27 protein-coding genes are annotated in these 24,081 nt (G+C 37.2%); 8 read left to right on the plus strand and 19 right to left on the minus strand.

Annotated features, from left to right (window positions below):
• Positions 1–253 precede the first annotated feature (253 nt).
• The 5 genes from ICJ84_RS03110 to ICJ84_RS03130 all read right to left on the minus strand — a co-directional run bounded on the left by ICJ84_RS03110 (position 254) and on the right by ICJ84_RS03130 (position 6,350).
• Positions 254–586: a GIY-YIG nuclease family protein gene (locus tag ICJ84_RS03110; RefSeq protein ID WP_188214892.1), complete on the minus strand. Its 333-nt coding sequence runs from the start codon at positions 584–586 to the stop codon at positions 254–256.
• 117 nt (positions 587–703) lie between these two features.
• Positions 704–919, minus strand: coding sequence for a helix-turn-helix domain-containing protein (locus tag ICJ84_RS03115; protein ID WP_188214893.1), 216 nt, complete (start codon positions 917–919; stop codon positions 704–706).
• Between the two features lie 204 nt (positions 920–1,123).
• The gene (locus ICJ84_RS03120; protein WP_188214894.1) at positions 1,124–2,698 is read right to left on the minus strand and encodes an arylsulfatase; all 1,575 of its coding nucleotides are present in this window, start codon (positions 2,696–2,698) and stop codon (positions 1,124–1,126) included.
• Positions 2,699–2,990: 292 nt separating this feature from the next.
• Positions 2,991–4,562: an arylsulfatase gene (locus ICJ84_RS03125; RefSeq protein WP_188214895.1), complete on the minus strand. Its 1,572-nt coding sequence runs from the start codon at positions 4,560–4,562 to the stop codon at positions 2,991–2,993.
• 234 nt (positions 4,563–4,796) lie between these two features.
• Positions 4,797–6,350: an arylsulfatase gene (locus ICJ84_RS03130; protein WP_188214896.1), complete on the minus strand. Its 1,554-nt coding sequence runs from the start codon at positions 6,348–6,350 to the stop codon at positions 4,797–4,799.
• A gap of 324 nt (positions 6,351–6,674) precedes the next feature.
• On the opposite strand from ICJ84_RS03130, the gene ICJ84_RS03135 reads away from it, so the two are divergent.
• Genes ICJ84_RS03135 through ICJ84_RS03145 form a run of 3 tightly spaced genes read left to right on the plus strand, consistent with a single transcriptional unit; the run spans position 6,675 to position 8,433 of the window.
• Positions 6,675–7,952, plus strand: a complete 1,278-nt coding sequence (locus tag ICJ84_RS03135; protein ID WP_188214897.1) for a DEAD/DEAH box helicase — start codon at positions 6,675–6,677, stop codon at positions 7,950–7,952.
• Between the two features lie 38 nt (positions 7,953–7,990).
• The gene (locus ICJ84_RS03140) at positions 7,991–8,206 is read left to right on the plus strand and encodes a DUF6500 family protein (protein ID WP_188214898.1); all 216 of its coding nucleotides are present in this window, start codon (positions 7,991–7,993) and stop codon (positions 8,204–8,206) included.
• Positions 8,206–8,433, plus strand: a complete 228-nt coding sequence (locus tag ICJ84_RS03145) for a VF530 family protein (RefSeq protein ID WP_188214899.1) — start codon at positions 8,206–8,208, stop codon at positions 8,431–8,433. The genes ICJ84_RS03140 and ICJ84_RS03145 overlap by 1 nt, the downstream gene beginning before the upstream one ends.
• Before the next feature lie 45 nt (positions 8,434–8,478).
• Here ICJ84_RS03145 and ICJ84_RS03150 read toward each other — a convergent pair whose 3' ends face one another.
• The 11 genes from ICJ84_RS03150 to ICJ84_RS03200 form a co-directional block, all read right to left on the minus strand.
• Positions 8,479–8,814: an EF-hand domain-containing protein gene (locus ICJ84_RS03150; RefSeq protein WP_188214900.1), complete on the minus strand. Its 336-nt coding sequence runs from the start codon at positions 8,812–8,814 to the stop codon at positions 8,479–8,481.
• 166 nt (positions 8,815–8,980) lie between these two features.
• Positions 8,981–9,370 carry a DUF805 domain-containing protein gene (locus ICJ84_RS03155; RefSeq protein ID WP_188214901.1) on the minus strand — a complete coding sequence of 130 codons (390 nt, stop codon included), beginning with the start codon at positions 9,368–9,370 and terminating at the stop codon, positions 8,981–8,983.
• A gap of 101 nt (positions 9,371–9,471) precedes the next feature.
• Positions 9,472–9,879, minus strand: a complete 408-nt coding sequence (locus ICJ84_RS03160; RefSeq protein WP_188214902.1) for a DUF805 domain-containing protein — start codon at positions 9,877–9,879, stop codon at positions 9,472–9,474.
• Between the two features lie 107 nt (positions 9,880–9,986).
• Entirely contained in the window at positions 9,987–11,510 is a 1,524-nt protein-coding gene (locus ICJ84_RS03165; protein ID WP_188214903.1) for a carbon-nitrogen hydrolase family protein, read from the minus strand.
• Positions 11,511–11,781: 271 nt separating this feature from the next.
• Positions 11,782–12,546, minus strand: coding sequence for a tryptophan synthase subunit alpha (trpA, locus tag ICJ84_RS03170; RefSeq protein WP_188214904.1), 765 nt, complete (start codon positions 12,544–12,546; stop codon positions 11,782–11,784).
• Between the two features lie 245 nt (positions 12,547–12,791).
• Positions 12,792–13,973: a tryptophan synthase subunit beta gene (trpB, locus tag ICJ84_RS03175; RefSeq protein ID WP_188214905.1), complete on the minus strand. Its 1,182-nt coding sequence runs from the start codon at positions 13,971–13,973 to the stop codon at positions 12,792–12,794.
• 39 nt (positions 13,974–14,012) lie between these two features.
• Positions 14,013–14,702: a phosphoribosylanthranilate isomerase gene (locus tag ICJ84_RS03180; RefSeq protein ID WP_188214906.1), complete on the minus strand. Its 690-nt coding sequence runs from the start codon at positions 14,700–14,702 to the stop codon at positions 14,013–14,015.
• A 79-nt stretch (positions 14,703–14,781) separates the two neighbouring features.
• The gene (trpC, locus tag ICJ84_RS03185; protein WP_188214907.1) at positions 14,782–15,567 is read right to left on the minus strand and encodes an indole-3-glycerol phosphate synthase TrpC; all 786 of its coding nucleotides are present in this window, start codon (positions 15,565–15,567) and stop codon (positions 14,782–14,784) included.
• Positions 15,567–16,559, minus strand: a complete 993-nt coding sequence (trpD, locus tag ICJ84_RS03190; RefSeq protein WP_188214908.1) for an anthranilate phosphoribosyltransferase — start codon at positions 16,557–16,559, stop codon at positions 15,567–15,569. The genes trpC and trpD overlap by 1 nt, the downstream gene beginning before the upstream one ends.
• Positions 16,560–16,582: 23 nt before the next feature.
• On the minus strand, positions 16,583–17,149 hold the full coding sequence (locus ICJ84_RS03195) for an anthranilate synthase component II (RefSeq protein WP_188214909.1): 567 nt from the start codon (positions 17,147–17,149) through the stop codon (positions 16,583–16,585).
• Between the two features lie 41 nt (positions 17,150–17,190).
• On the minus strand, positions 17,191–18,594 hold the full coding sequence (locus ICJ84_RS03200) for an anthranilate synthase component I family protein (RefSeq protein WP_188214910.1): 1,404 nt from the start codon (positions 18,592–18,594) through the stop codon (positions 17,191–17,193).
• Between the two features lie 362 nt (positions 18,595–18,956).
• Between ICJ84_RS03200 and ICJ84_RS03205 the strand changes: the two genes are divergently transcribed.
• The 5 genes from ICJ84_RS03205 (at position 18,957) to ICJ84_RS03225 (ending at position 21,424) form a co-directional block, all read left to right on the plus strand.
• A complete protein-coding gene (locus tag ICJ84_RS03205; protein WP_188214911.1) occupies positions 18,957–19,502 on the plus strand; it encodes a TlpA family protein disulfide reductase in 546 nt (181 codons plus the stop codon).
• Positions 19,503–19,508: 6 nt separating this feature from the next.
• Entirely contained in the window at positions 19,509–20,129 is a 621-nt protein-coding gene (locus ICJ84_RS03210; protein WP_188214912.1) for a thioredoxin family protein, read from the plus strand.
• 114 nt (positions 20,130–20,243) lie between these two features.
• The gene (locus ICJ84_RS03215; protein ID WP_188214913.1) at positions 20,244–20,561 is read left to right on the plus strand and encodes a rhodanese-like domain-containing protein; all 318 of its coding nucleotides are present in this window, start codon (positions 20,244–20,246) and stop codon (positions 20,559–20,561) included.
• 18 nt (positions 20,562–20,579) lie between these two features.
• A complete protein-coding gene (locus ICJ84_RS03220) occupies positions 20,580–20,975 on the plus strand; it encodes a rhodanese-like domain-containing protein (RefSeq protein WP_188214914.1) in 396 nt (131 codons plus the stop codon).
• 182 nt (positions 20,976–21,157) lie between these two features.
• Positions 21,158–21,424, plus strand: a complete 267-nt coding sequence (locus tag ICJ84_RS03225) for a hypothetical protein (protein ID WP_188214915.1) — start codon at positions 21,158–21,160, stop codon at positions 21,422–21,424.
• Positions 21,425–21,443: 19 nt separating this feature from the next.
• Here the strand turns inward: ICJ84_RS03225 and ICJ84_RS03230 are convergent, their stop codons facing one another.
• The 3 genes from ICJ84_RS03230 to ICJ84_RS03240 form a co-directional block, all read right to left on the minus strand.
• Positions 21,444–22,328, minus strand: coding sequence for a carbohydrate kinase family protein (locus ICJ84_RS03230; RefSeq protein ID WP_188214916.1), 885 nt, complete (start codon positions 22,326–22,328; stop codon positions 21,444–21,446).
• Positions 22,329–22,435: 107 nt separating this feature from the next.
• Positions 22,436–22,795, minus strand: coding sequence for a hypothetical protein (locus ICJ84_RS03235; RefSeq protein ID WP_188214917.1), 360 nt, complete (start codon positions 22,793–22,795; stop codon positions 22,436–22,438).
• Between the two features lie 30 nt (positions 22,796–22,825).
• Positions 22,826–23,869: a LacI family DNA-binding transcriptional regulator gene (locus ICJ84_RS03240; protein ID WP_188214918.1), complete on the minus strand. Its 1,044-nt coding sequence runs from the start codon at positions 23,867–23,869 to the stop codon at positions 22,826–22,828.
• Between the last annotated feature and the right edge of the window lie 212 nt (positions 23,870–24,081).

Raw genomic sequence — 24,081 nt, forward strand, 5'->3', positions numbered from 1 at the left:
TTATGCTTGTTGCTTTAGATTTGGCTTAGGATCTAACTACAATGGTTCTATAGATGCTGAAATAAATTCAGCATGACAATGGGGAGTTTGTCATTCCGAACTGGTTTCGGAATCTATTAGATAAACCACTCTGTGTTTGCTAACTATTGCTGTTACTATACTTGATTCAGGGTCTGGCTGCAAAGGGGGTATAGATGCTGAAATCAAAGATTCAGCGAAGCTAAATAAATTCAGCATGACAATGGGGTGTTTGTTATTCCGAACTGGTTTCGGAATCTCTATCGTTAGTCCCCAAAGGAGCCCATAAATTTTCCCAATTCGGATTGTTTTGTTCTATTAGATTAATCTTCCATTGCCGATGCCAATTCTTCAATTGCTTTTCTCGCTTTATAGCATCATTTATATATTGAAACTCCTCGAAATAAACCAGTCGTTTTAGTTTGTATTTCTTAGTAAATACAGAGCCTTTTCCTAAAACATGGCGTTCCATTCTATCATCTATACCACCGGTTACACCTATATAAAGTGTGCCTCGCGGTTTGTTGGTTATGATATAAACCCAGTAGTTGTGATATGTACGTTTCATAGTGAATTAGTTTAATTTTGCGTGAGATATGAGATGCTGAAACAAGTTCAGCATGACAAACAAATATTGTCATTCCGAACGTGTTTCGGAATCTCCAGATTTAGTGCCCACAGGTACCTATAAATCTTCCCAATACATATTATGTTGCATCAAATTCAAGGTAAAATACTTCGGGTAGTAACGCGTGCCTCCCATCGTGGTGTAGGGCAGTTGCTTTTGTTTGCACCAGCGATATAAAGTGCTTCGGCTAATTTTAAAGAAGCGTTGTACTTCGTCGGCGGTCATCCAGTGTTCGTCTTTAAAGATGGTTTTGTTAGGGTGTTCAGGTTTCATAATTGAGGGGTTTGGGTACTTGTGTAACGACATTTACGTCATAAAGCAAATGGATTAATGAATTATAAATCACATAGTTAATAAAAATCTTACAATTAAAAAATACTTACTTCTACGTATTTTTTGATGAACGTATTCTGTTGCAAACAAAAAAAACACCCGAACCAAAGGCCCGGGTGTTTTGTATTTAATGTGGTAAAGTGATTATTGTCTGGTGTCCGATTTTAAAATGGCATCAATAGCCTTGTTAATATCTAACGAAGCAGCTGCCTGACGTGGCGGAAACTCTTTAAATGTTGCCAGGTGCTCGCTCAATAAACCAATAGCAGGTTGCATAACCCACGATTTCTCCATGATTAAATGGAAACCGGTAATATCGTCGTATTTTTCAAATGGGTCTTTTCTTAAATTGAATAGTTGCGGCATGGTATGGCTTACCATATCGTCAAAATAACGCTCTTTGGTTGCAAAGTGCATTTTCCATGGACCTACACGCATGGCTGTTAAACCAGATTCGTAGTAATAAAAGAAATAGTTTCTGGCAGATTTATCAGCTTTACCTGTCCAGTAGTCTAGATTTTGGAAGCCGTCTACATAAACTTTATAAGTCATATCGCCGGCTTTATAGCCTTTCTTTAAATCGTCTTTAATGTTTTCTTTTCCAACAGCAGCCATAAGGGTAGGTAACACGTCTTCGTGAGCAGAGATACCGTTTCTAACTAAGCCTGCAGGAATATTTTTAGGCCAGCGCACCATAAATGGCGAACGTACACCACCTTCGTATGTGGTCATTTTTTCGCCTCTAAACATCGTAACCCCTGCATGAGGGAAGGTACTTTGCTCTGGGCCGTTATCGGTTGTGTAAATAACAATAGTATTTTCATCTATTCCTAAATCTTCCATATAATCTAACAGTTGCCCTACGTGCCCGTCGTGCTCCATTAAACCAGAACCAAATAAGTCCATATCGGTACTAATTGGTGTGGCAAGGTTTCGAGATGCTTCTTTTAAGTGCGTGTACACATGCATACGGCTGGTAGCATGCCAGATAAAGAATGGCTTTTTAGCATCTTTAGCACGCTTCATGAAATCTTTGGTTTTGGCGACCAATTCTTCATCAAAGGTTTCCATACGCTTTGAGGTTAATTTACCAATATCGGTAACTTTTTGTTTACCTATTACGCCAAAACGAGGATCTTCGGTGCTGTCATAAGAGTCAGTCGCATAGGATTCTATAATACCACGAGGTCCGTATTTTTCGTAGAAGGCTTCATTCTTCGGGTAATCGGCTTGTTCTTCTTCTTCCGATACATTTAAGTGATACAGATTTCCGAAGAATTCATCAAATCCGTGAACCGTAGGTAAATGCTCGTTACGGTCGCCTAAGTGGTTTTTACCAAATTGCCCGGTCATATATCCAAGTGGTTTTAATAACTCGGCAATAGTAGGGTCTTCTTTTTTGAGTCCTAAAGGATTACCTGGTTGCCCTACGGTGGTTAAACCGGTACGTACTGGTTTTTGTCCGGTAATAAAGGCCGCACGACCAGCTGTACAACTGGGTTGCGAGTAGTGATCGGTAAATATTGCACCTTCTTTAGCAATACGGTCGATGTTTGGTGTAGGGTATTGCATACCTAAACTGTAGCATCCTAATGAGTTCGGCGCCACGTCGTCTACCATAATAACAAGAATGTTGGGCCTGTCTTGGGCGAGTGCAATTAATGGGAATACAAATGCAGAAAAGAGTATTCGCTTAAATAGAGGGTTGTTTTTAATCATAGCTGTATAAGAATTTAGAGTTTTAAAAATTAAGTGCTACTCTGTGCTTGTAAGATAATATCTTAAAAATACATAAAATAATATTTACAGGCAAAGAAAGCCAGAAGTCTATTTTGTTAAAAATCAGGATGCTTTGTAGCCGATTGTATGACCTGATTGGGTTAAAAATATAGGGTTTTCTTTTATTTATTATCGTTTTAGGGATTGAAAACTGATATTAAATTGGTGCCATTAGTAAACAAAAAGGCCTGGATTACATCCAGACCTTTTTAACTTGTTTATGTGTGTTGTGTTACTGATGGCCTTTTTTAACTACAGCATCCATAACATTCGACATATCAAAACTTTTACCACCTTGCACCGGAGGATAGTCGAGTAAAGTTTTAATGTGTTTATTCATTTGTTCGCCCATTGGAGCCATAAGCCATGACACTTTTTGCATTAAGTGACCATAGGCATCTTCAGATTTATAGCTTTCAAATGGATCCATTCGAAGATTAAAGATAATTGGCGCTGTTCTTGGTTCTATATTACTATAATACGTCTCTTTCCAGTTAAAATGGAATTTCCAAGGCCCCATACGAACCGCATTTAATTTACTTTCGTAATAGTAGTAGAACATATCTCTCTCAGATTCCTGGGTTTCGTTTTTCCAGTATGGTAAGTTGTTAACCCCGTCTATATATTGCTTTTTCTCTTTCATCATTTTGTCTGCAACGTTATCAACACCCGCAGCAGCTGCTAAAGAAGTAAACATATCCATATGTGCCTGAATACCGTTTTTTACCTGGTTAGGTTCGATAACGCCTGGCCATTTTATCATACTTACAACACGAACACCACCTTCGGTAGTTCCCATCTTTTCACCACGGAATGGTGTAGTACCACCATGAGGCCATGAATTGTGTTCTGGTCCATTATCGGTAGAATACCAGATAATCGTGTTTTTATCTAAGCCTTGATCTTTTAACCATTTTAATACGGTTCCTATATCGTAGTCGTGTTGTAACATACCACTGCCGTAATAATCGGCTTCTGAAGTGAAGTTTTCTGCTGCATAACGCCATTTATCATTTAAACGGGTGTATAAGTGCATTCTTGACGTATTTAACCAAACAAAAAAGGGTTTCTTATCGTCCTTGGCTTTTTTCATGAACTTTTCCGCCATAGGGATAACTTCAGAACCGTCAAAATCTTTCATACGTTCCTGTGTTAACGGACCTGTGTCTTCAATACGTTGTTTCCCTACTTTACCAAAACGTGGGTCTTCTGTGCTGTCTTCTGAATTGGTTGCCCAGGAGTGGATCACACCACGCGTACCAAATTTCTTTTCGTACGCTTCTAAATCACCAGAATAAAGCTTTGCAAAATTCTGATAGTCACGTTGCTCAGATTCTTCCTGAGTATTCAGGTGGTATAGATTTCCATAAAATTCGTCGAAGCCATGTGCTGTTGGTAAGTGTTCGTTACGGTCGCCCAGGTGGTTTTTACCAAAGTGTCCGGTGGCATAGCCTTCTTCTTTTAATACTTCGGCTAAACAAGGTGATGCGGCCTGAAGTCCTAAAACATCTCCGGGTTGACCTACGGTAGTCATACCACTTCTAATCGGGTATTGTCCGGTAATAAACGAGGCTCTACCGGCAGTACAGCTGGGTTGCGCGTAATGATCGGTAAATCGGATACCGTCGAAGCCAATCTGGTCAATGTTTGGTGTGGTGTAACCCATGGTACCCATGCCATAAGCACTTACATTTTGCCAGCCAATGTCGTCACCCCAAATAACTAAAATATTGGGTTTGTCTTGGGCGAATGCGCCCAAAGTAGCACTTAAAAATAGTGCTGCAGCAATAGTTTTTAAATTCATAATTTAAAACAAGTTAAAGGTTAATAAATAATTTAAGGATATAACCCTCTAGAATAAATAAGCTTGTATTGGTTTTTCTAAAGATACGGATATTTGTGTAATTTACTGACAGTTAATATTTTCTTTGTGTTATGGATACATGAAATTAAAATACCATGTATTTGTTAGTTAAAAATATGGGAGTAAAAAAAGCCCAAGCATTTGCTTGGGCTTTTAATAATTATAAAAGAGATGTTATTGTTTACCTTGCTGTAATTGTTTAATAATTTCAGAAAAGTCAAAACTAGCAGCTTTTTGCAGCGGAGGATATTCAACTAAAGTTTTAACATGTTCCGCCAGAAGCTCTTGCATAGGCTCATTAATAAATTGCTTACGCTGAAGCATGTCTGACCTATCCGTTAAATTATCAAAACTTTCGTAAGGGTCGAAATGTAGGTTGTACATGATTGGAAACTTTTGTTTCACATAAATGGCATAATAATCCTCACTGGTTTGGAAGTGCATTTTCCATTGATTTATTCTTACAGCTCTAATATCCGATTCGTGATAGTATATATAGTTGTTTCGGTTACTCTTGTCGCTTTTACCTAACCAATAATCAAGATTATTAACCCCATCGATATATTGTTTTTTTTCTTTCATCATCTTATCGGCAACATCTGGTACACCTGCAGCGGCTGCTAATGTTGTAAAGATGTCCATGTGCGATTGAATACCTTGAAGTCTTTGTCCGGCAGGAATATGATTTTGCCACATTACCATGGTAGGTACTCTTACACCACCTTCATAAGTGGTCATTTTCTCTCCTCTAAAAGGCGTCGTTCCACCATGGGTACGTGCACTGTGTTCCGGACCATTATCTGTAGAATAAACCACGATAGTGTTTTCCAGTAGTCCCATTTTTTCTAATTCGTCTAGAATATCCCCAACCATCATATCATGTTCTATCATTCCACTTCCATAAAAATCATGCTCGGTAGTATATGGTAAAGCTAAATAGCGGCTTTCAGGTTTTAGACGCGTAAACATGTGCATTCTACTTGGATTAAACCAGGCAAAAAATGGTTTGTTATCTGATTTAGATCTTTTGATAAAGTCCATCATGGCTGCTTTGAACTCTTCATCAGCAGTTTCCATTCTTTTTCTTGAAAGTTGTCCGGTATCTTCAATTTTCTGCTTACCAACTTTTCCGAATCTTGGATCAACCGTTTGGTCGTCCTTATCAGTTGCCCAGGTGTGAAGCACGCCTCGGGTTCCGTATTTTTTGAAATATTCAGGGTCCTGAGGATAGTCTTTTTGTTCAAATTCTTCCTGTGTGTTCAAGTGATATAAATTTCCGAAGAATTCGTCAAAACCGTGTACTGTAGGAAGGTGTTCATTTCTGTCTCCTAAATGATTCTTACCAAACTGTCCTGTAGCGTAACCTTGCTCTTTTAGCACTTCAGCAAGCGTCGGACTTTCCTTTTTCAGTCCAAGTTCAGCTCCTGGACGACCTACGGTGGTCATACCACTTCTAATAGGGTATTGTCCAGTGATTAACGCGGCACGCCCCGCTGTACAACTTGGTTGTGCGTAGTGCTCTGTAAACATGGCGCCTTCTTTTGCAATGCGGTCTATGTTAGGTGTTGTGTACCCCATAACGCCATTACCGTAGGCACTTACGTTACTCCAACCTACATCATCCGGAAAGATGATTAATATGTTAGGCTTATCTTGTGCTAGTGTAACCAATGGTAATACGAATACCGCAAAGAATATTCTTTGAAATAAAAGTTTAGTTTTAATCATAAGTATAGAAATTAAATTTTAAAAATTAAGTGTTAATCATAATTTGTAGAGTAATTCTTAAAAATACGAAGAATATTTATTTTAGACAATAGAGCATGGATTGCTAAATTGTTAAAGTTTAACCTGAATTACTTGTTTGGATTTTCGGTAGCATCTTAAAAAAGCGCCTTTTTAATAGCAGTTACAGGTCTTGATATTGGGATGTTATAAATAAATCCTGCAAAGCCATAAATTAGCTGTACCTTTGTGCCTTAACAAAACGAGGTGGTCTATAACAATGCATGTTCATCTCAAAACCCGAAAAGGGTTTACTAAATTATTTTTATGTCATTTACCACCTTAGGCTTATCTGATGCCTTGCTAAAAGCGATTAGCGAAAAAGGATACACTACCCCAAGCCCAATTCAACAAAAAGCCATTCCAGCAATATTAGAAGGGCACGATGTTTTGGCTTCGGCACAAACCGGAACCGGTAAAACCGCCGGATTTACTTTACCGTTATTACATACCTTATCGGAAAACCCGAAACAAAAGTTTCGCCCTATTCGCGCCTTAATACTTACACCAACGCGTGAGTTGGCTGCACAGGTTTACGAGAATGTTAAAGAATACAGTACCTATTTGAATTTGCGCAGTACCGTTATTTTTGGTGGTGTGAATCAAAAACCACAGGCCGCAACCATCCGTCAAGGTGTTGATGTGTTGGTAGCTACACCAGGGCGTTTGTTAGATTTAGAACGTCAGGGATTAGTGTCTTTAAAGCGTGTGGAGATTTTTGTACTTGATGAAGCCGACCGTATGCTCGATATGGGCTTTTTGCGTGATATAGAGCGTGTGATTAGCATCATGCCGGAGAAACGCCAGAACTTAATGTTTTCGGCAACCTTTTCACCTGAGATAAAAAAACTGGCACATGGTATTTTAAGACACCCTGTGCAGGTAGAGGCTACACCCGAAAACACGACAGTCGATGCTATTAACCAAAAGGTATATCGCGTCGCTAAAGGCTTAAAAACCGGATTGCTTACTAAACTGATTGCCGACGGGAACTGGAAACAGGTATTGGTATTTACCAGAACCAAGCATGGTGCCAATAAGTTAAGTGAAAAACTGGGGAAAGCAGGGATTACTTCTGCTGCGATTCACGGAAATAAAAGTCAGGGCGCACGTACCAAAGCGTTGGCCGGATTTAAAAACGGTAGCGTTCGTGTATTGGTAGCAACCGATATTGCGGCGCGCGGACTGGATATTCCGTTACTGCCTCATGTCATTAATTTTGAGCTGCCTAATGTGTCTGAAGATTATGTACACCGTATTGGTCGTACCGGTCGAGCAGGAGCTAGCGGAGAGGCTTTATCTTTAGTAAGCGCCGATGAAACCACATTCTTACGTGATATTGAAAAGCTGGTAGGTATGAGGTTACCTGTTGAGATTATAGAAGGTTTTGAACCGGATCCGAATGCATCAACCCAACCTGAGAAACGTCAGCAAGGGCAACGTGGAAACCGTCAAAATAAATCGGAAGTAAAGGCCAAAACCGGTAATACCGATAAAAGTCAGGCGCGTGGCAGACGTACCCGTAACAGAAGAAGTAATTCTTGAATGGGTATGTAAGCCAGGAAATAATTAAATACTTAAGCATGCGCCAAAGTTTAAAAGAAATCATAGTAGATATTTGTAATAAGAAGATAGCAGCTAAAGGAGATCAGGTTGGCGTGTCTTTTTATGCGTTTTTTAAGAACAAAAATGACAATCCAGAGTTGTTAATGGAAGCAGCCACCTGGTGGATACAAACCCATAAACTGGATCATTTTGAAAAAGCATTGAAAGTAAAGAGTTTAATTGAGAAATTGTAATGGAAACACAACCTAATAATCCATTACATGGTATTAAACTAGAGCAAATTATTAATGATTTAGTGGCGTACTACGGATGGGAATATATGGGGCATACGGTAAACATTAATTGTTTTAAAAGTAACCCGACAGTCAAATCCAGTTTAAAGTTTTTGAGGCGTACACCCTGGGCAAGAGCCAAGGTTGAGACTATGTATTTGAATATGCTGAAACAAAAAAAACAATAATATAATAAAAAACAAGGCACGATATCTATCGTGCCTTGTTTTTTATTAGTTATTACCACCCATTTTTTCATCACGTCTTTTCATGCGTTCAGCTCGAAGTTTCTCCATGCCGGTTTTATATTCTTCAAGTGTAAAGGCTCCGCTTTTATCGGTGTCCAAGGCTGTGAACATACTTTCTAAACGTTCAGCAGGTATTTCGCGTTTGCGTTTTTTGTTTTTAAACTCTTCTAAAGTTACTGAGCCGTCTTTGTCGGCATCTAAACCTTTAAACATGGTTTCAGGGTCGGGTTGTTTACGTTGCTGGTCTTGTGCCGCAGCAGTTTGAGAAAAGGCTATAAAACCTAAAGCGCATAAACTTAATTTTAAAATAGATGATTTCATTTTTAATAAGTATTAAGGTTGTTTTTAAATAAATTTAAAACTTAAGACTGTATTTTTTGAAAAAGGTTTAATGAGGTGTTGTGATTATTGTGAATGTGATAAGTTATTGTAAAAAGAAAACCCCATGCTAAAAAGCACGGGGTTTATAGTTGTTTAGGGGTAAGACTTAGTCTACCTGTACCTGACCAATCTGGTCGATTTCTTCAATGTTTTCGTTTTTAGGATCCGGGCCGTAAGCATTAGGGCCGCGTTCACCTTCAGTAACTGCTAAAATAAAGCTGTATATTGGAATTAATAAATACCATCCGCTTTTGCCTACATCGTGCATACGACGTACTCCTACTGCTATTGAAGGAATCAATACAGCAAGCGAATACAACATGTAAATTGAAGCTAGCGAATACATTTCTGAGGCTACAGCAATAATACTAAGAGTTATAGATAGTCCGTAGGTAAATAACATGTTAAATAAAAAGAACATCCAATACTCTTTGCGACGTGCGCGACCATTAAAATTTGCGTAATTATCTTTTACGACTTTTAAGTACCATTTCATAAGATTTGGGGTTAGTTAATAATTAATTCTGAAAGTAAATATATTCAAATATCTATTTAATATGTAATTTATCTTTCAGGTGTGTATTAAAAAACTTCAAATTAGGGTTGTTGTTCGCGCAATTCGAAGATGTCATTAATGTAATCTTTAATGGTTTCGTGTGATTCCTTTTTGGGGTCTTCACCATATTTGTTGGCTCCGGGTTCTCCTGCCGATACCGCCAGAATAAAGCTGTAAATGGGGATAAGCAAAAACCAGCCAGGCTTACCTACGTCGTGCATACGGCGCACCCCAACGGCAATAGACGGAACGGCTACTGCTATTAAGTAAATAATGGGTAACCACATGAGGTAGATAAAGTCTGTAAATTCAACCAGTATGCTTGCGATATAAGCAATACTGTAGGTAAAGAGTAGATTAAAAGCGAAGAAAATCCAGTAGGCTTTACGACGGGCTCTGCCATGAAAATTGGCGTAATTGTCGAGGATGACTTTTAGGTACCATTTCATAATGTTAGGAGTTGGTTAATACATAGATTTGGATTAACAAGATAATCAATTTATTAATAACTCTATGTATTAACCTTCTTTTATTGTAGTACAATACACTAAAAGTTCTAGGGTTGCTTGCGCAATTCGAAGATGTCTTTACGGCGGTCTTTCAGGTTTTTAACGCTACCAAACTGGTTAAGTTCCCGTAGCAGATCGATATCAACATCGGCAATAAGAATCATCTCGGTATTAGGTGTTGCTTCGGCTTTTATACCATTGGTTGGGAAAGCAAAATCACATGGAGTAAACACCATGGATTGTGCATACTGTATATCCATATTTTCAACATTAGGAAGGTTGCCTACACTGCCTGCAATAGCCACATAGCATTCGTTTTCTATGGCGCGCGCCTGTGCACAGTGGCGCACACGCGAGTAGCCGTTTTGAGTGTCGGTTAAGAAAGGCACAAACAGAATATCCATACCTTCGTCAGCCAGTAATCGGCTTAATTCCGGAAACTCCGAGTCATAGCAGATTAATATACCAATTTTACCACAGTCGGTGTCGAAAGTTTGCAGCTTACGACCACCTACCATACCCCAAACCTTAGCTTCATCAGGGGTAACGTGCAGTTTTTCGTAGCGCTCACTTGTACCATCGCGACGGCATAAATAACCCACATTGTATAGTTTGTCATTGACCATCTCAGGCATACTTCCGGTAATGATGTTAATGTTGTATGAAATGGCAAGTTTTGAAAAGCGACTGACAATCTCGGAGGTATGTTTTGCCAGTTCCCGAATGGCATCGGGTGTAGACATGTGGTTGTTTTCAGCCATTAGCGGGGCATTGAAAAACTCAGGGAATAAGGCAAAGTCACTGCGATAACCGGAAACTGCATCGACAAAGAATTCAGCCTGGTGCATGAGTTCATCAAGATCTTTATACAAACGCATTTGCCATTGAATTAAGCCCAGTCGTACAATCTTTTTAATGATGGCGGCCTGCTTGGTTTGCTTTTCATAATAGATGTTATCCCACTCTAAAAGTACAGCATAGTCTTTTGAGTCGGCATCGCCTTCCAGATAATTTTTAATGATTCGCGTTGGGTGAAAGTCGTTCGAGATTTGAAAGTTCAGTACCGGATCGTTAATCTCTTTACTTCGTACTTTTTCAATATATTCTTTAGGACTTAAGGTTTCGGCATATTTTTTATAATTCGGAATGCGTCCGCCAAAAGCCAGCCCTCTTAAATTAAGGCGCTCACAGAGTTCTTTACGATAGTCGTACAAACGACGGCCTAAACGCAGACCCCGAAACTCCGGCTTGATAAATATTTCAATACCATAAATAATATCGCCATTAGGGGTATGTGTATTAAAAGTATAGTTTCCGGTAATGTCTCTATAGGTGTGGTTATCGTCAAATTTATCGTAATCGACAATTATACTCAAAGCGCATCCGGCAATCTGGTTATTCACTTTTATTACTACCTGACCTTCGGGAAACATATCGATAAGTTTCTTGATTTGAAACTCACGCCAGTAGGCATCGGGCATAGAGGCATAAGAGGCAATCATGGCTTCTTTCAATTCGTCGTAATCGTCTAAACTCAGGTAGGCTAATTCAATGTTTTCTATCTCTTCCATAAAAAATTTAGCAATGCTTTAATTTGTTATTGTGCTATGAAATTTAAGGAATTTAAGAGGAAGAAACAGGACTTTAGCGAAAATTTAATACTAGTCGATAAGGAAGGAGAGTTTTATGATTATATATACGGATGCTCTTTTGATACTCTGTTGAAAGTAACATCTTCCGGAGGTCTTTTGTTGTTTTTGGCTGTAATTTGATCGTTAAAAAAACAAAAACCGATAAGATTTTGTGTCTCATCGGTTTTATTGAGAAAACTATTATTATGTTTTATTGGAGAATAGTATTTACAAAATCACCGATAGTGTCTAACTTTTCAGAAGACGCGTGTTTTATAAATGCACTTCCAATAATGGCGCCTTTGGCATAAGTTGTGGCTTGTGTGAAGGTTTCATTGTTGTTAATGCCGAAGCCAACAATTTGCGGATTCTTTAAGTTCATATCGGCTATGCGTTTAAAATATGCCGTTTGTTCGTCTCCAAAACCAGACTGACTTCCGGTAACGCTGGCACTACTTACCATATAGATGAATCCGTTGGATATGGAATCGATATAACGAATACGTTCTTCGCTGGTTTGTGGTGTAATTAAGAACACATTGATTAAACCGTATTTATCGAAAATAGCTTTGTATTCATCATGATATACATCTACCGGTAAATCCGGAATAATTAATCCGTCGATACCAATTTCCTGACATTGTTTACAAAAGGCTTCCACACCGTATTGTAACATCGGGTTGAAATAGCCCATGATAATTAATGGGATATTAACCGTCTTACGAATGTCTTTTAATTGATTGAATAAGATTTCGGTGGTCATGCCATTTTTAAGTGCCTGTGTGGAACTGGCCTGAATGGTAGGGCCATCGGCTAAAGGGTCGCTAAATGGCAAACCGATTTCAATTAAATCGACACCATTTTTTTCTAAGTCTTCAATAATACTTACGGTATCGTTTAAACTTGGGAAACCTGCCGTGAAATATATAGATAGTAACTTTTTATCTTCCTGTAGTTTTTGCTGTAATCTGTTCATAATTTTTTGTCATTCTGAACTTGATTCAGAATCTTTTTAAATGGTTTATTTAATGTTCATTTTGTCTTGATACAAAACGAACCAAAAAATCAAATCAATCTAAGGAAATTCCTTCGGATCATGCGCTATCAATCGTCATGCTTGAAGCTATGCTTCGCAGTTCCGATTTTCGCTCATTATTTCTGAAGATTGATGCTTTATCTCATAATTTGATTATTCTTTCCGCCTATGCGGAAATTAAAAAGCTAAAAACCGAAATAATCAATATAGTTCTGTAAATCTTTGTCACCACGTCCTGATAAGCTCACCACCACGATGTCGTCTGGTTTAAAGCTTTTTTGTTCAAAAATGGCTAAGGCATGCGAACTTTCAATAGCCGGAATAATACCTTCCAGTTTACAAAGCTCTAATCCGGCATTCATAGCATCATCATCTGTAATGGCCATAAATTCGGCACGGCCTGTTTTGCATAAATGGGCGTGCATTGGTCCAACACCAGGGTAATCTAATCCAGCCGATATTGAATAAGGCTCGGTGATTTGTCCGTCCTTAGTTTGCATCAATAAGGTTTTACAACCATGAATAACACCTTCTTTACCTAACACCGAAGTGGCGGCACTCTCACCGGAATCCACACCATGTCCAGCAGCTTCAACAGCGATAATATTGACGTCTTTTTCGTGTAAAAAGTGATAATAGGTTCCGGCAGCATTACTACCACCACCAATACAGGCTACTACGTAATCTGGGTTTTCACGACCTTCATGTTCCTTTAGTTGCCATTTAATTTCTTCAGAAATTACCGATTGAAAACGCGTTACCATATCAGGGTAAGGATGTGGTCCAATTGCTGAACCAATAATATAATGGGTATTTACGGGGTTGTTAATCCAATCCCGAATGGCTTCGTTAGTAGCATCTTTTAATGTGCGGCTTCCTGACTTTGCAGGAACCACGCTGGCGCCTAACATTTTCATTCGGGCTACGTTTGGTGCCTGACGTGCAATATCGACTTCACCCATATATACGATACATTCCAAACCCATTAATGCGCAAACCGTAGCGGTTGCCACACCATGTTGTCCTGCACCGGTTTCGGCAATAATACGGGTTTTGCCTAGGCGTTTTGCCATAAGGATTTGCCCGATGGTATTGTTGATTTTGTGTGCACCTGTATGATTCAGATCCTCACGTTTTAAATATATTTTGGTATTGTACTTTTCCGATAGGCGTTTGGCAAAATACAAAGGCGAGGGGCGTCCCACATAATCCTTTAGTAATTGGTTGAATTCCTCCTGAAACGAAGGTTCGGCCATTACTTTTAAATAATTCTGGCGTAATTCTTCTACATTAGGGTAAAGCATTTCAGGAATAAATGCGCCTCCAAATTCGCCGTAGTACCCTTTTTCGTTTACGTTATAGTTCATAATCTTTTGTGCCCTGAAGTTGTTTTCAGGATGCTGTTATTAGTTTTCTATAAAGCTTAACGCTTCTTTAAATTGTTTTAGTTGTTCTATATGTTTTAATCCGGGTTCTATTTCAAATTTACTGTTCACATCAATAGCATAACAGTATTTTGATGCCGGACTTTGTTTAAATGCATTCAGTTTGTCCGCTTCATTCAATCCAATACCGCCGCTTAAAAAGAAGGGCTTGGTTGAAGGATAATCGTTCAATACATTCCAGTCGAAAGTATAACCATTGCCACCCGGAAGTTTTCCCTTGGTGTCAAACAGGAAATAATTACAAACGGGTTCATAAGGTTTTAGAACGTCGAAATCAAATTCATCTTTTATAGAGAAGACTTTAATGATTTCTAATGATTTGTCAACCTGAAGGTGTTTCAGGTTTTTATCGAGAGATGCTGAAACAAGTTCAGCATGACAGTTTTTTAATTGGTCACAATATTCCGGAGATTCTTCGCCATGTAATTGAACAGCTTGCAAGTTATGCGTCTGAATTTGTTTAACTACAAATTCGATGGTTTCATTAACAAAAACACCAGTCTTTTTTATGGTTTCTGAAATGTTAGGAATGGAGGTGTTGAAATATCTCACCGATTTCTCATAGAAGATAAACCCAAGATAATCCGGTTGCAGATTTGCCACCGCCTGAATATTATCTTGATATTTCATGCCACAAACTTTTAATTTCATCTTTTCGTTAACCTGAACTTGTTTCAGGTTCTAATTATTAAGGTTGTTTATGAGATGCTGAAACAAGTTCAGCATGACATTATTTTTTTAATTGTTCTATAAATATTTTAGCGCTTTCACCGGCATTATCAGTTTTCATAAAGTTTTCACCAATCAAAAAGCCTTGATAACCGAAAGGTTGCAGGGATTTAATGGCTTCAATATTGCTAATGCCACTTTCTGATACTTTTACAAAATCATCAGGAATCAATGCACTTAAAGATTTACTGGTGTCTAAACTAACATCGAAAGTTTTTAGGTTACGGTTATTAACACCTAACATATCTAAACTTGGCATTATGCTTTTGTTTAATTCTTCCTCGTTGTGAACTTCCAGTAAAACGTCCAGATGTAAGCTCTTGGCAAACTCTGAAAACTGTTTGATTTCATCACGTGTTAAGATGGCTGCAATAAGTAGAATGACATCAGCGCCATAAGCTTTAGCTTCCAGTAGCTGGTATTCATCAATAATGAATTCTTTGCGCAACAACGGTAAATTGCAGGAAGCTCGGGCCAGTAGTAAATCATCTAACGAACCTCCAAAATACTTGCCGTCGGTTAAAACAGACATACCACAAACACCTGCATCTTCATAGCCCTTAGCCACGTCGTTAACGTTAAGGTTTTGATTGATTACCGATTTAGAAGGCGAACGCCGTTTGTGTTCGGCGATAATTCCTGTGTTACTGGTCTTTAGTTTTTCAGTTAATGAAACCGTAGGTCTTTCAAACAACACCGATTGTTCCAATTGCGAGATTGGGATTAAGGACTTCCTTAAAGCGACTTCAGTTCTTTTATCGGCTGTAATTTTATCTAATATATTCATTACTTACTTAATGCTACTAATTTATCTAAACTTGCTTTGGCTTTGCCTGAGAATAAAGATGCTTTGGCTAATTCAAAACCTTCTTTATGGCTAATTTGTTTTGTGGTTGCAATAGCTAAACCGGCATTGGCACAAACTACATGGTTTTGTTGCTCGGTACCGTTTCCGTTGATGACATTTATAAATATTTTTGCAGCTTCTTCAATGGTATCTCCTCCGTAAATAGACTGTTGGGATATTTCATTAATGCCTAAATCCTCTGGCGTAAACATGATTTCTTTATTATTAGAAATCACTTTGGTGCCTCCCGTTAAAGAGATTTCGTCGTAGCCATCTAAAGCATGAACTACGCTGTAATTTTTATCGGTACTTTGATATAAGTAACCATAAAGGCGTAGCAATTCTAAATTGAAGACCCCAACCATTTGATTTTTGGGAAACGACGGATTGACCATTGGTCCTAGCATGTTGAAAAAGGTTTTAACACCTAATTCGCGACGAATAGGCGCTACATTTTTCATTGCGGGGTGGAATAGTGGCGCGTGCAGCACACAAATACCGGCTTGATCCATACATTTCTTTAAGAAGTCTTCATCGTTTGAAAATTTAATACCTAAATATTCCATAACGTTTGATGATCCGCAAGCTGAAGAGACTCCATAGTTACCATGTTTAGCTACATGAACACCAGCGCCGGCAGTGACAAATGAAGCAAGCGTAGAGATGTTAAACGTGTTTTTGCCATCACCACCTGTACCGCATAAATCAATCGCGTTGAAATCTTTCAGGTCGATGGGAATACACAATTCTAATAGCGCATCTCTAAACCCTTTTAATTCATCTAAGGTGATGCTACGCATCATGTACACTGTTAAAAATGCCGCAATCTGACTTTGGTTATAGTCTCCTTTGGAGATGTTCACTAAAACCTGTTTAGCTTCTTCGGTAGAGATGCTTTCGTGATTTATAAGTCTGTTTAAAATGTCTTTCATAATCTAATGTCTTAAATCTTGGTTTAGTTCTCTATCCAGTTTTTAAGTATTTGTTTGCCATTTGGTGTTAATACCGATTCCGGGTGGTATTGTACACCTTTTACATCATAAACACGGTGGCGTAAAGACATGACTTGTCCGTTATGGTCAAATGAAGTTGCTTCTAATACTTCCGGTAAGTCTGGATTAACCACCCAAGAGTGATAGCGACCGACTTCAATTTCTTTTTCCAGTCCGTTAAACAGGGTTTCATCGTCTACAGTGATATTAACTTTAGTAGCGACACCATGATATACATCGTCAAGGTTTTGTAAAGTGCCTCCGAATACCTCGCCAATGGCTTGTTGCCCTAAACATACGCCTAATATGCTTTTTGTTGGGGCATAGGTTTTAATAATTTCTTTTAATAAGCCTGCCTCGTCTGGGATTCCAGGGCCTGGTGATAATACAATTTTATCAAAGGCCTCGACATCTTCTAAGTAGAGTTTGTCGTTTCGGTAAACGGTAACCTCGCAGTTTAAATCTTCTAAGTAATGTACAAGATTATAAGTGAAGCTGTCGTAATTATCTATAACTAATATTTTTTTCATTTTATATAATCCTGTTTAACAGGTATTTTTTTGCTTTGTATTTATATGGTTTCGGCTAATTCAATGGCTTTAGTTAAGGCGCCTAATTTGTTATACACTTCTTGTAATTCACTTTCGGCACTGGATTTGGAAACAATTCCGGCTCCGGCACGCCAATGTAATTCATGGTTTTTACTTAAAAAGGTTCTAATCATAATGGCATGATTGAAGTTGCCGTTAAAGTCCATAAACCCAATGGCACCGCCATAGAACGAACGACTGGTTTTTTCGTATTGCTCAATAAGTTGCATAGCACGATGTTTTGGTGCGCCACTTAAAGTTCCGGCAGGGAAGGTATCGGCCACTACCTGCATGGTTGGCGTATTGGAGTGTTTTTTTCCGGTGACCTTACTTACCAGATGGATGACATGGGAGAAAAACTGTACCTCGCGATAGGTGTTTACCGTTACGCCACTACCATGGCGACTAAGATCGTTTCTGGCTAAGTCTACCAACATTACGTGTTCTGCATTTTCCTTATCATCTGCTACTAGTTTTTGAGCGAGTTCGGCGTCTTTGGTGTCGTTACCGGTGCGTTTAAATGTTCCTGCAATCGGGTGAATTTCGGCTATACCATCGCTAACAATAAGTTGAGCTTCTGGCGAACTTCCGAATATTTTAAAGTTACCGTAATCGAAATAAAATAAATATGGCGATGGGTTAATGCTGCGTAAAGCGCGATAAACATTAAACTCGTCACCTTTAAATTGTTGAGTAAAACTTTTTGAAAGCACCAATTGGAACACATCGCCTCGCGCACAATGTTTTTTAGCTAACTCAACATGCGTTTTGTATTCGTCGTCAGTAAGGTTTGAGGAGATTTCACCGTTTGATGTAAAATTATAAGAAGCAAAGCTTCGTACTTTTATCAAGTGATCTATTTCTTCAATATTGCTTTCGGTATTGTGACAATGTGCAAAAATGTAAGCTTCATTTTTATGGTGATTAATGGCAATGATGTTTTGATATACTGCGTAGTAAGTATCGGGAATGGTGATAGAGTTTTCCTTTTTAGCAATATCGACATCTTCAAAATAACGCACAGCATCGTAAGCGATATATCCAAAAATTCCATTGTTAATAAACTTAAATTCTTCTTCAGAGTTCACTTCAAATCGTTTGGTGAACTGGTGAATTTCTTCAGCAACATCTGTAGTTTCGCTAATAGATTGTGAAGATGAATTTCCGTCAGGAAATGATTGAGAGATACTTTCGTTTTCAACTTTAATAGAAGCAATCGGGTTGAAACAGATATATGAAAAGCTGTTGTCGTTGGCGTGATAATCACTACTTTCAAGGAGAATACTATTTGGGTATTTGTCTCTTATTTTCAGATAAATACTAACAGGTGTAATGGTGTCTGCTAGGATTTTTTTGTAATGCGTGTATAAGTTATAAGTTGTCATTTATGCTGAATTTATTCAGTTTTTATTCGTTTTATCGAAATTTTTAATACTAAAAAAGGCTTGTCGTGAATGACAAGCCTTTTCGATATTTTGATTTAAATATATAAGGGGTCTACTTCACGAACGTAAGTTTGTAAAGCTCCACCACCAAATGTTATTTAAAATTGTAAACATGTTTTGTTTTCTTGATTTGCTCCAAATATAGAAATGAAAATAAAATTACACAACACTTCGGGTTAATTTTTACATAAAAGATTGTTAAACTAATTTATAACTATCAAGTATTAATTAATTTTAGGATTCTATTAACAGATTATTAAACCATCAGATGAATTATCGGTCTAATACGAAAATACCAATGTATGAAATTTAATATCTTGTTTTTTACGTTCTTGTTAATTGTAGGTTGTAAATGGCATGAAAATAATGCTGAAACAGCCTTAGTGGAAACTTGGCGAACCGAATTTGTTGTTCACGAAGATTTTTCAAAAGATTTAAAGGTTTACGATTTTAAAGGATTAGAACCTTTGTTGAATAAGAAAGATGGAAAAGTGCATGTGGTGAATTTTTGGGCAACATGGTGTGTGCCATGTGTAAAGGAATTACCGTATTTCGAGCAATTGCAAAAAGCTTATGCTCACAAGAATGTTGAGGTACTATTAGTAAGTTTAGATTTTCCGCATCAATACGATACCAAGTTGAAACCTTTTATAAATGAAAGAAAAATACAATCTCAGGTCGTGGCGTTAGACGATGCTGATATGAATGCATGGATTCCTAAAGTTGATGCATCGTGGTCGGGTTCCATTCCTGCAACAATAATATACAAGGATGATGAACGTCAGTTTTTTGAACAATCGTTCACCTTTGAAGAATTAGAAAAACAAGTCAAACCATTTTTAAATTAATCACGTATGAAAAAACTAATGAAATTTATGCCGCTGGTACTTGTTGTACTTGCAATTAGTGCGTTTACTGTTAATGAAACGACAGACAACCCAGGATACAAAGTAGGGGATGTTGCTGAAGATTTTTCACTTAAAAACATTGACGGAAAGATGGTCTCTTTATCCGATTATAAAGAAGCTAAAGGCTTTATTGTAACCTTTACCTGTAATACTTGTCCTTTTGCAGTGGCTTATGAAGATCGCATTATCGCTTTAGATAAAAAATACGCTTCTAAAGGCTATCCGGTTATAGCCATTATGCCAAATAACACCGATATAAAACCAGGTGATAATATAGATGCCATGAAAGCACGCGCAAAAGAAAAAGGCTTTACGTTTCCGTATTTGATAGATAGTGAGCAAACCGTTTTTCCAAAGTATGGCGCTACAAAAACACCTCATATGTTTGTATTACAAAAAACGGAGAAAGGAAACGTAGTAAAGTATATTGGAGCTATTGATGATAATTATAAAGATGCTGATGCGGTTAACACTAAATATGTAGAGGCGGCGGTTGATGCTTTATTGGCAGGAAAAGAAGTGGAGCAAAAGGAGACCAAAGCCATTGGGTGTTCTATAAAAGTGTAATACTGAAAAATATATTGCTTAAGTTCGGGAAAATCTAAGGTGTAATACTTTAGATTTTTTTTTCGTCTATAAACGTTATAAATATTAATTTTGTGATACATTAAATACATTACAATGGAAGATTTAACACAAGAAGAGTGGGCAGAACAATTAGCAAATGATGATAACGCAGTGGTTTTAGATGTTAGAACCGATGGCGAAGTTGCCGAAGGAGTTATTCCAAATGCGATTCATATCGATATTTTTAAAGGACAAGGTTTTATTTACGCTCTTGAAGAATTGGATAAGAGTAAAAATTATTATGTGTATTGCCGCTCGGGAAATCGAAGTGGTCAGGCGTGTTCAATTATGGAACAATTAGGCTTTGCAAATGCTTACAATCTTGAAGGAGGCATTATGGAGTGGACTGGCGATATTGTCGATTTTAAATAATATTAAATTTAAAATTTAATGAGACGAATAATTGTTTTAATAAGTTTAATAGTAATCAGCACTGTTGGCTGTAAGGGATTGTCGACTCAAAAGGATATTGTAAATGTTTCCGTAAGCTCTGCAACAGAAATGGTAAATAACACTAGTAAGCTACAACTTATTGATGTTAGAACCCCAGAAGAATATAATTCAGGGCATCTGGAAGGCGCAACTAATATTGATTTTTTCTCTGATAGTTTCAGAGAAGATATTGAAAAGCTGGATAAACACAAACCTGTACTTGTCTATTGTAAATCTGGCGGACGCGGTAGTAAAAGCGCTGCTATTTTTAAAGAACTTGGTTTTACCAAAATTTATAATATGGAAGGTGGTATCACGAGTTGGAATGATGCTGGTTATAAAACCGTTAAGTAGTCGTTTTTTGTTGTTCAACGAGTAGATGATTAATAGATCTAGTTTTAATCTTTTTTTTAAGCACTTCAACTTGTTTATTTTTTAGGAACAAGTCTTTTTGATAATTTTGAAGGTGTAAAGGTGTTACTCTTAAAGGGTTACATCTGTTAGTTTAACTCCCTTTTAATTGATAAATAAGACTTATGGAAAACGGTTATGTTATTTTAGGTATTATAGCTTTGTTGTTTTTGTCTATGTATGGGTTCTCCTATTATTCTGTGTTTAGAGAAAAAAATAGACAGAAAAAAGAACAACAACTAGAAGCTGAAGCCGAAGCACAACGCGTGTTGAGACGCCAGAAAATGCAAGCGGAAATTGATGCCCGAGTACAAAAATTTAATAAACGTAAAGAAGAAATTCAGCACGAATTAGAACTTCTTAAAAAAATGAAAGAGCAGCAAATAGGTTAATCTTATTTGCTGTTTTTGTTTACTTCGGGTTTATAAAATTTTCTATTTCTGAATCGGATAACTTTGGGTTCGCTCCTGCGCTTTGAGCAACTAAAGCGCCAACGGCACAAGCAAAATCTATAGCGTCTTGTGGATTGGTATTATTTAGCAGTTTGCTGATTAATGACCCTAAAAAGGAATCGCCTGCGCCTACAGTATCGACTACTTTAATTAAGTAGCCGCTATTGTAATATAACTTGTCATCGTATAATAATACAGCACCATGAGATCCTTTCGTTACACAAACATGTTTTGTGTTGGTTTGTTCGGCTACAAACATGAGGTTTTGTTCTAAAGAGTTGTATTTAGATCCCATATGTTTGCTAACTTCAAACAATTCATCATCATTAAACTTAATAAAATCAGCTTTATTCATTAAATAAATCAAAAGATCTTTGGTGTAATAGGGGGGTCTTAGATTAAGATCGAAGATTTTATATTTGGCGACATCAATCAGTTTATATAATGTGTTTTTTGAGGTATGGTTTCTGGCAACTAAACTGCCAAAAACAAAAGCATCGGCTTGTTTAACGATTTCTTCAGCATTATCGTGTAGCTCAATTTTATCCCAGGCACAAGGGAATTTAATATCATAGGAAGCTGAACCTTTGTCATTCAGCATCACATGAACTTCGCTGGTTTGGTGGTCGTGTATGGTTTGTACGCAATCGGTGTTTATGCCGTTTGTTTTTAGAAAGTTTAATAATTCTTTTCCGGGAGTATCATTACCAATGGCGCTTATCATGGAAACTTGATTACCGAAGGATTGTAGTCGACTGGCGACATTTAATGGAGCACCTCCAATTTTCTTATGCGTTGTAAATACGTCCCATAAAATTTCTCCGAAACAAACAATATTCGCCATACTTATAAGTGTTCTATTTTAAGGTTAGTTAGTAAAATTACTAAAATAGCCTTTAAAAGCGAAATGCTTTGTATGGTATTAAAAAATAGGGAAAATATGAAGTCTATTTAGTCAAGTAATTTCTTTGAGTCTGTAACTCGAAAACATTGCTCTTCACCTAAGTAAAGCGGATTGCCATGTTTTTCTGACCAAAAGCCATCTAGAAGATTTTTGTTTATACAACGATAAACGACTACACCTTTGTATGTGTTGTGATCGTCGCCTTTATATCTGAAATTAATTACCAGAATGTTATCTTGAAAAAAGCCACTACCTGTCTGTTCGTAAGTATCATTTATAAGCCATTTGGCTTTAATTCGGTAGTTCATGTCAAGAGATAAAGTAAGGGTGCCTTTGTAAGCTTCGCCTTCTTCGTCTTGATTGCTCCCAATAATATTGTACGTTCCCACTAAATCTTCAATCGTCATTTATGAAAATATTTGATAAGCAAAGGTACGTTATTGATTCAAGTAGGAGTTGTAGTTTTCAGAATTTATAATGTCTATTGATAGTAATTTTTCTTCGGAAATAGGTTTGTCAAACAGGAAATATTCAGCCAATTGGCTCAAACCAAGGTAGATTTGCTGTTTAGGGTTTTGATGAATCAGGAAATCTATAGCGCCACTATTTAGGTAGCTGATATTTTTTTCTAGTAAATCGTAACCAATGATTTTGATAGATAAATTGGGGAAATTTTCAACCATCTTAGCTACCTTATAGGTTTTAGAAGTGGTAACGAAAATGCCTGAAATATTTTTCGAAGAATCGATAGCGTCAAATAGTGTTTTGTACTTATTAGATTCTATGGAGTTACAGGTTTTAAGCGTATAATTACTGGTTAGTAAATTTTCGAAATAGTCTCTAAACCCTTTTTCTTTTTGCTGCATAAATGAGGCGTTGTGAAAAAATTCATCAAGATGAGCGATAATGATTTCAGAATCTTTTGGTGTAATCATTTCCATTAAACGGGCAGCGATTCTTCCACTTTGAAATAAGTCTTGACCAACAAAGTTGTTAATGTCTTCTGAGCCTATGCGGTTATTGATAATACTGACTAAAATTTCAGCTTCAGCATAAGCTTTAATAGATTTTGTAGCTTCATTGAAAAATAAAGGCACCATTAATACTGCATCCGGATTTAAGCTTAAAACTCTAGCATTTACCTCTAGAAAATCTTCAGTACTTGTAGGGTCAAAAGTGTGTGTGTCAATCGTAATCCCTAAAGATTTATATTCATTAAAAGCCTGATTAATTCCTGCTTTACAAGGCAACCAGTAAGGGTCAATATCAGGATTTGGTAGTAAGGCGCATAGGTGATAATCCTTGTTGTTTTTTAAACTTCTAGCCATAAGGTTGGGCTGGTAGTCTATTTCAGCAAGTACTTTGTTTACTTTTTCTAAAGCTTTTTCCGATACTTTACCTCGCTTATGAATAACGCGGTCTACAGTTCCTTTCGATACGCCTGCCAATTGAGCAATATCTTTAATGGTGTGTTTTTTCATTACTACAAATATAATATAAAAGTTGAATTTATTAATACATAATGTGTTCGAACACACTTAATAATGTTGTCGAACACATTTTTTGTGTTTTTTCTTTTTTTTCTAAAACTTAATCTATACTTTCGCAAAGTTGATAGTTGAAAAATGTTTTTAGATAAATTTAAAATGTTTGATTTTTAGTTCTTTAGTGAGTTACTGAAAGTCTTAAAAAT

This window comes from Aestuariibaculum suncheonense (genome assembly GCF_014596935.1).
In the GTDB taxonomy this organism is placed as follows: domain Bacteria; phylum Bacteroidota; class Bacteroidia; order Flavobacteriales; family Flavobacteriaceae; genus Aestuariibaculum; species Aestuariibaculum suncheonense.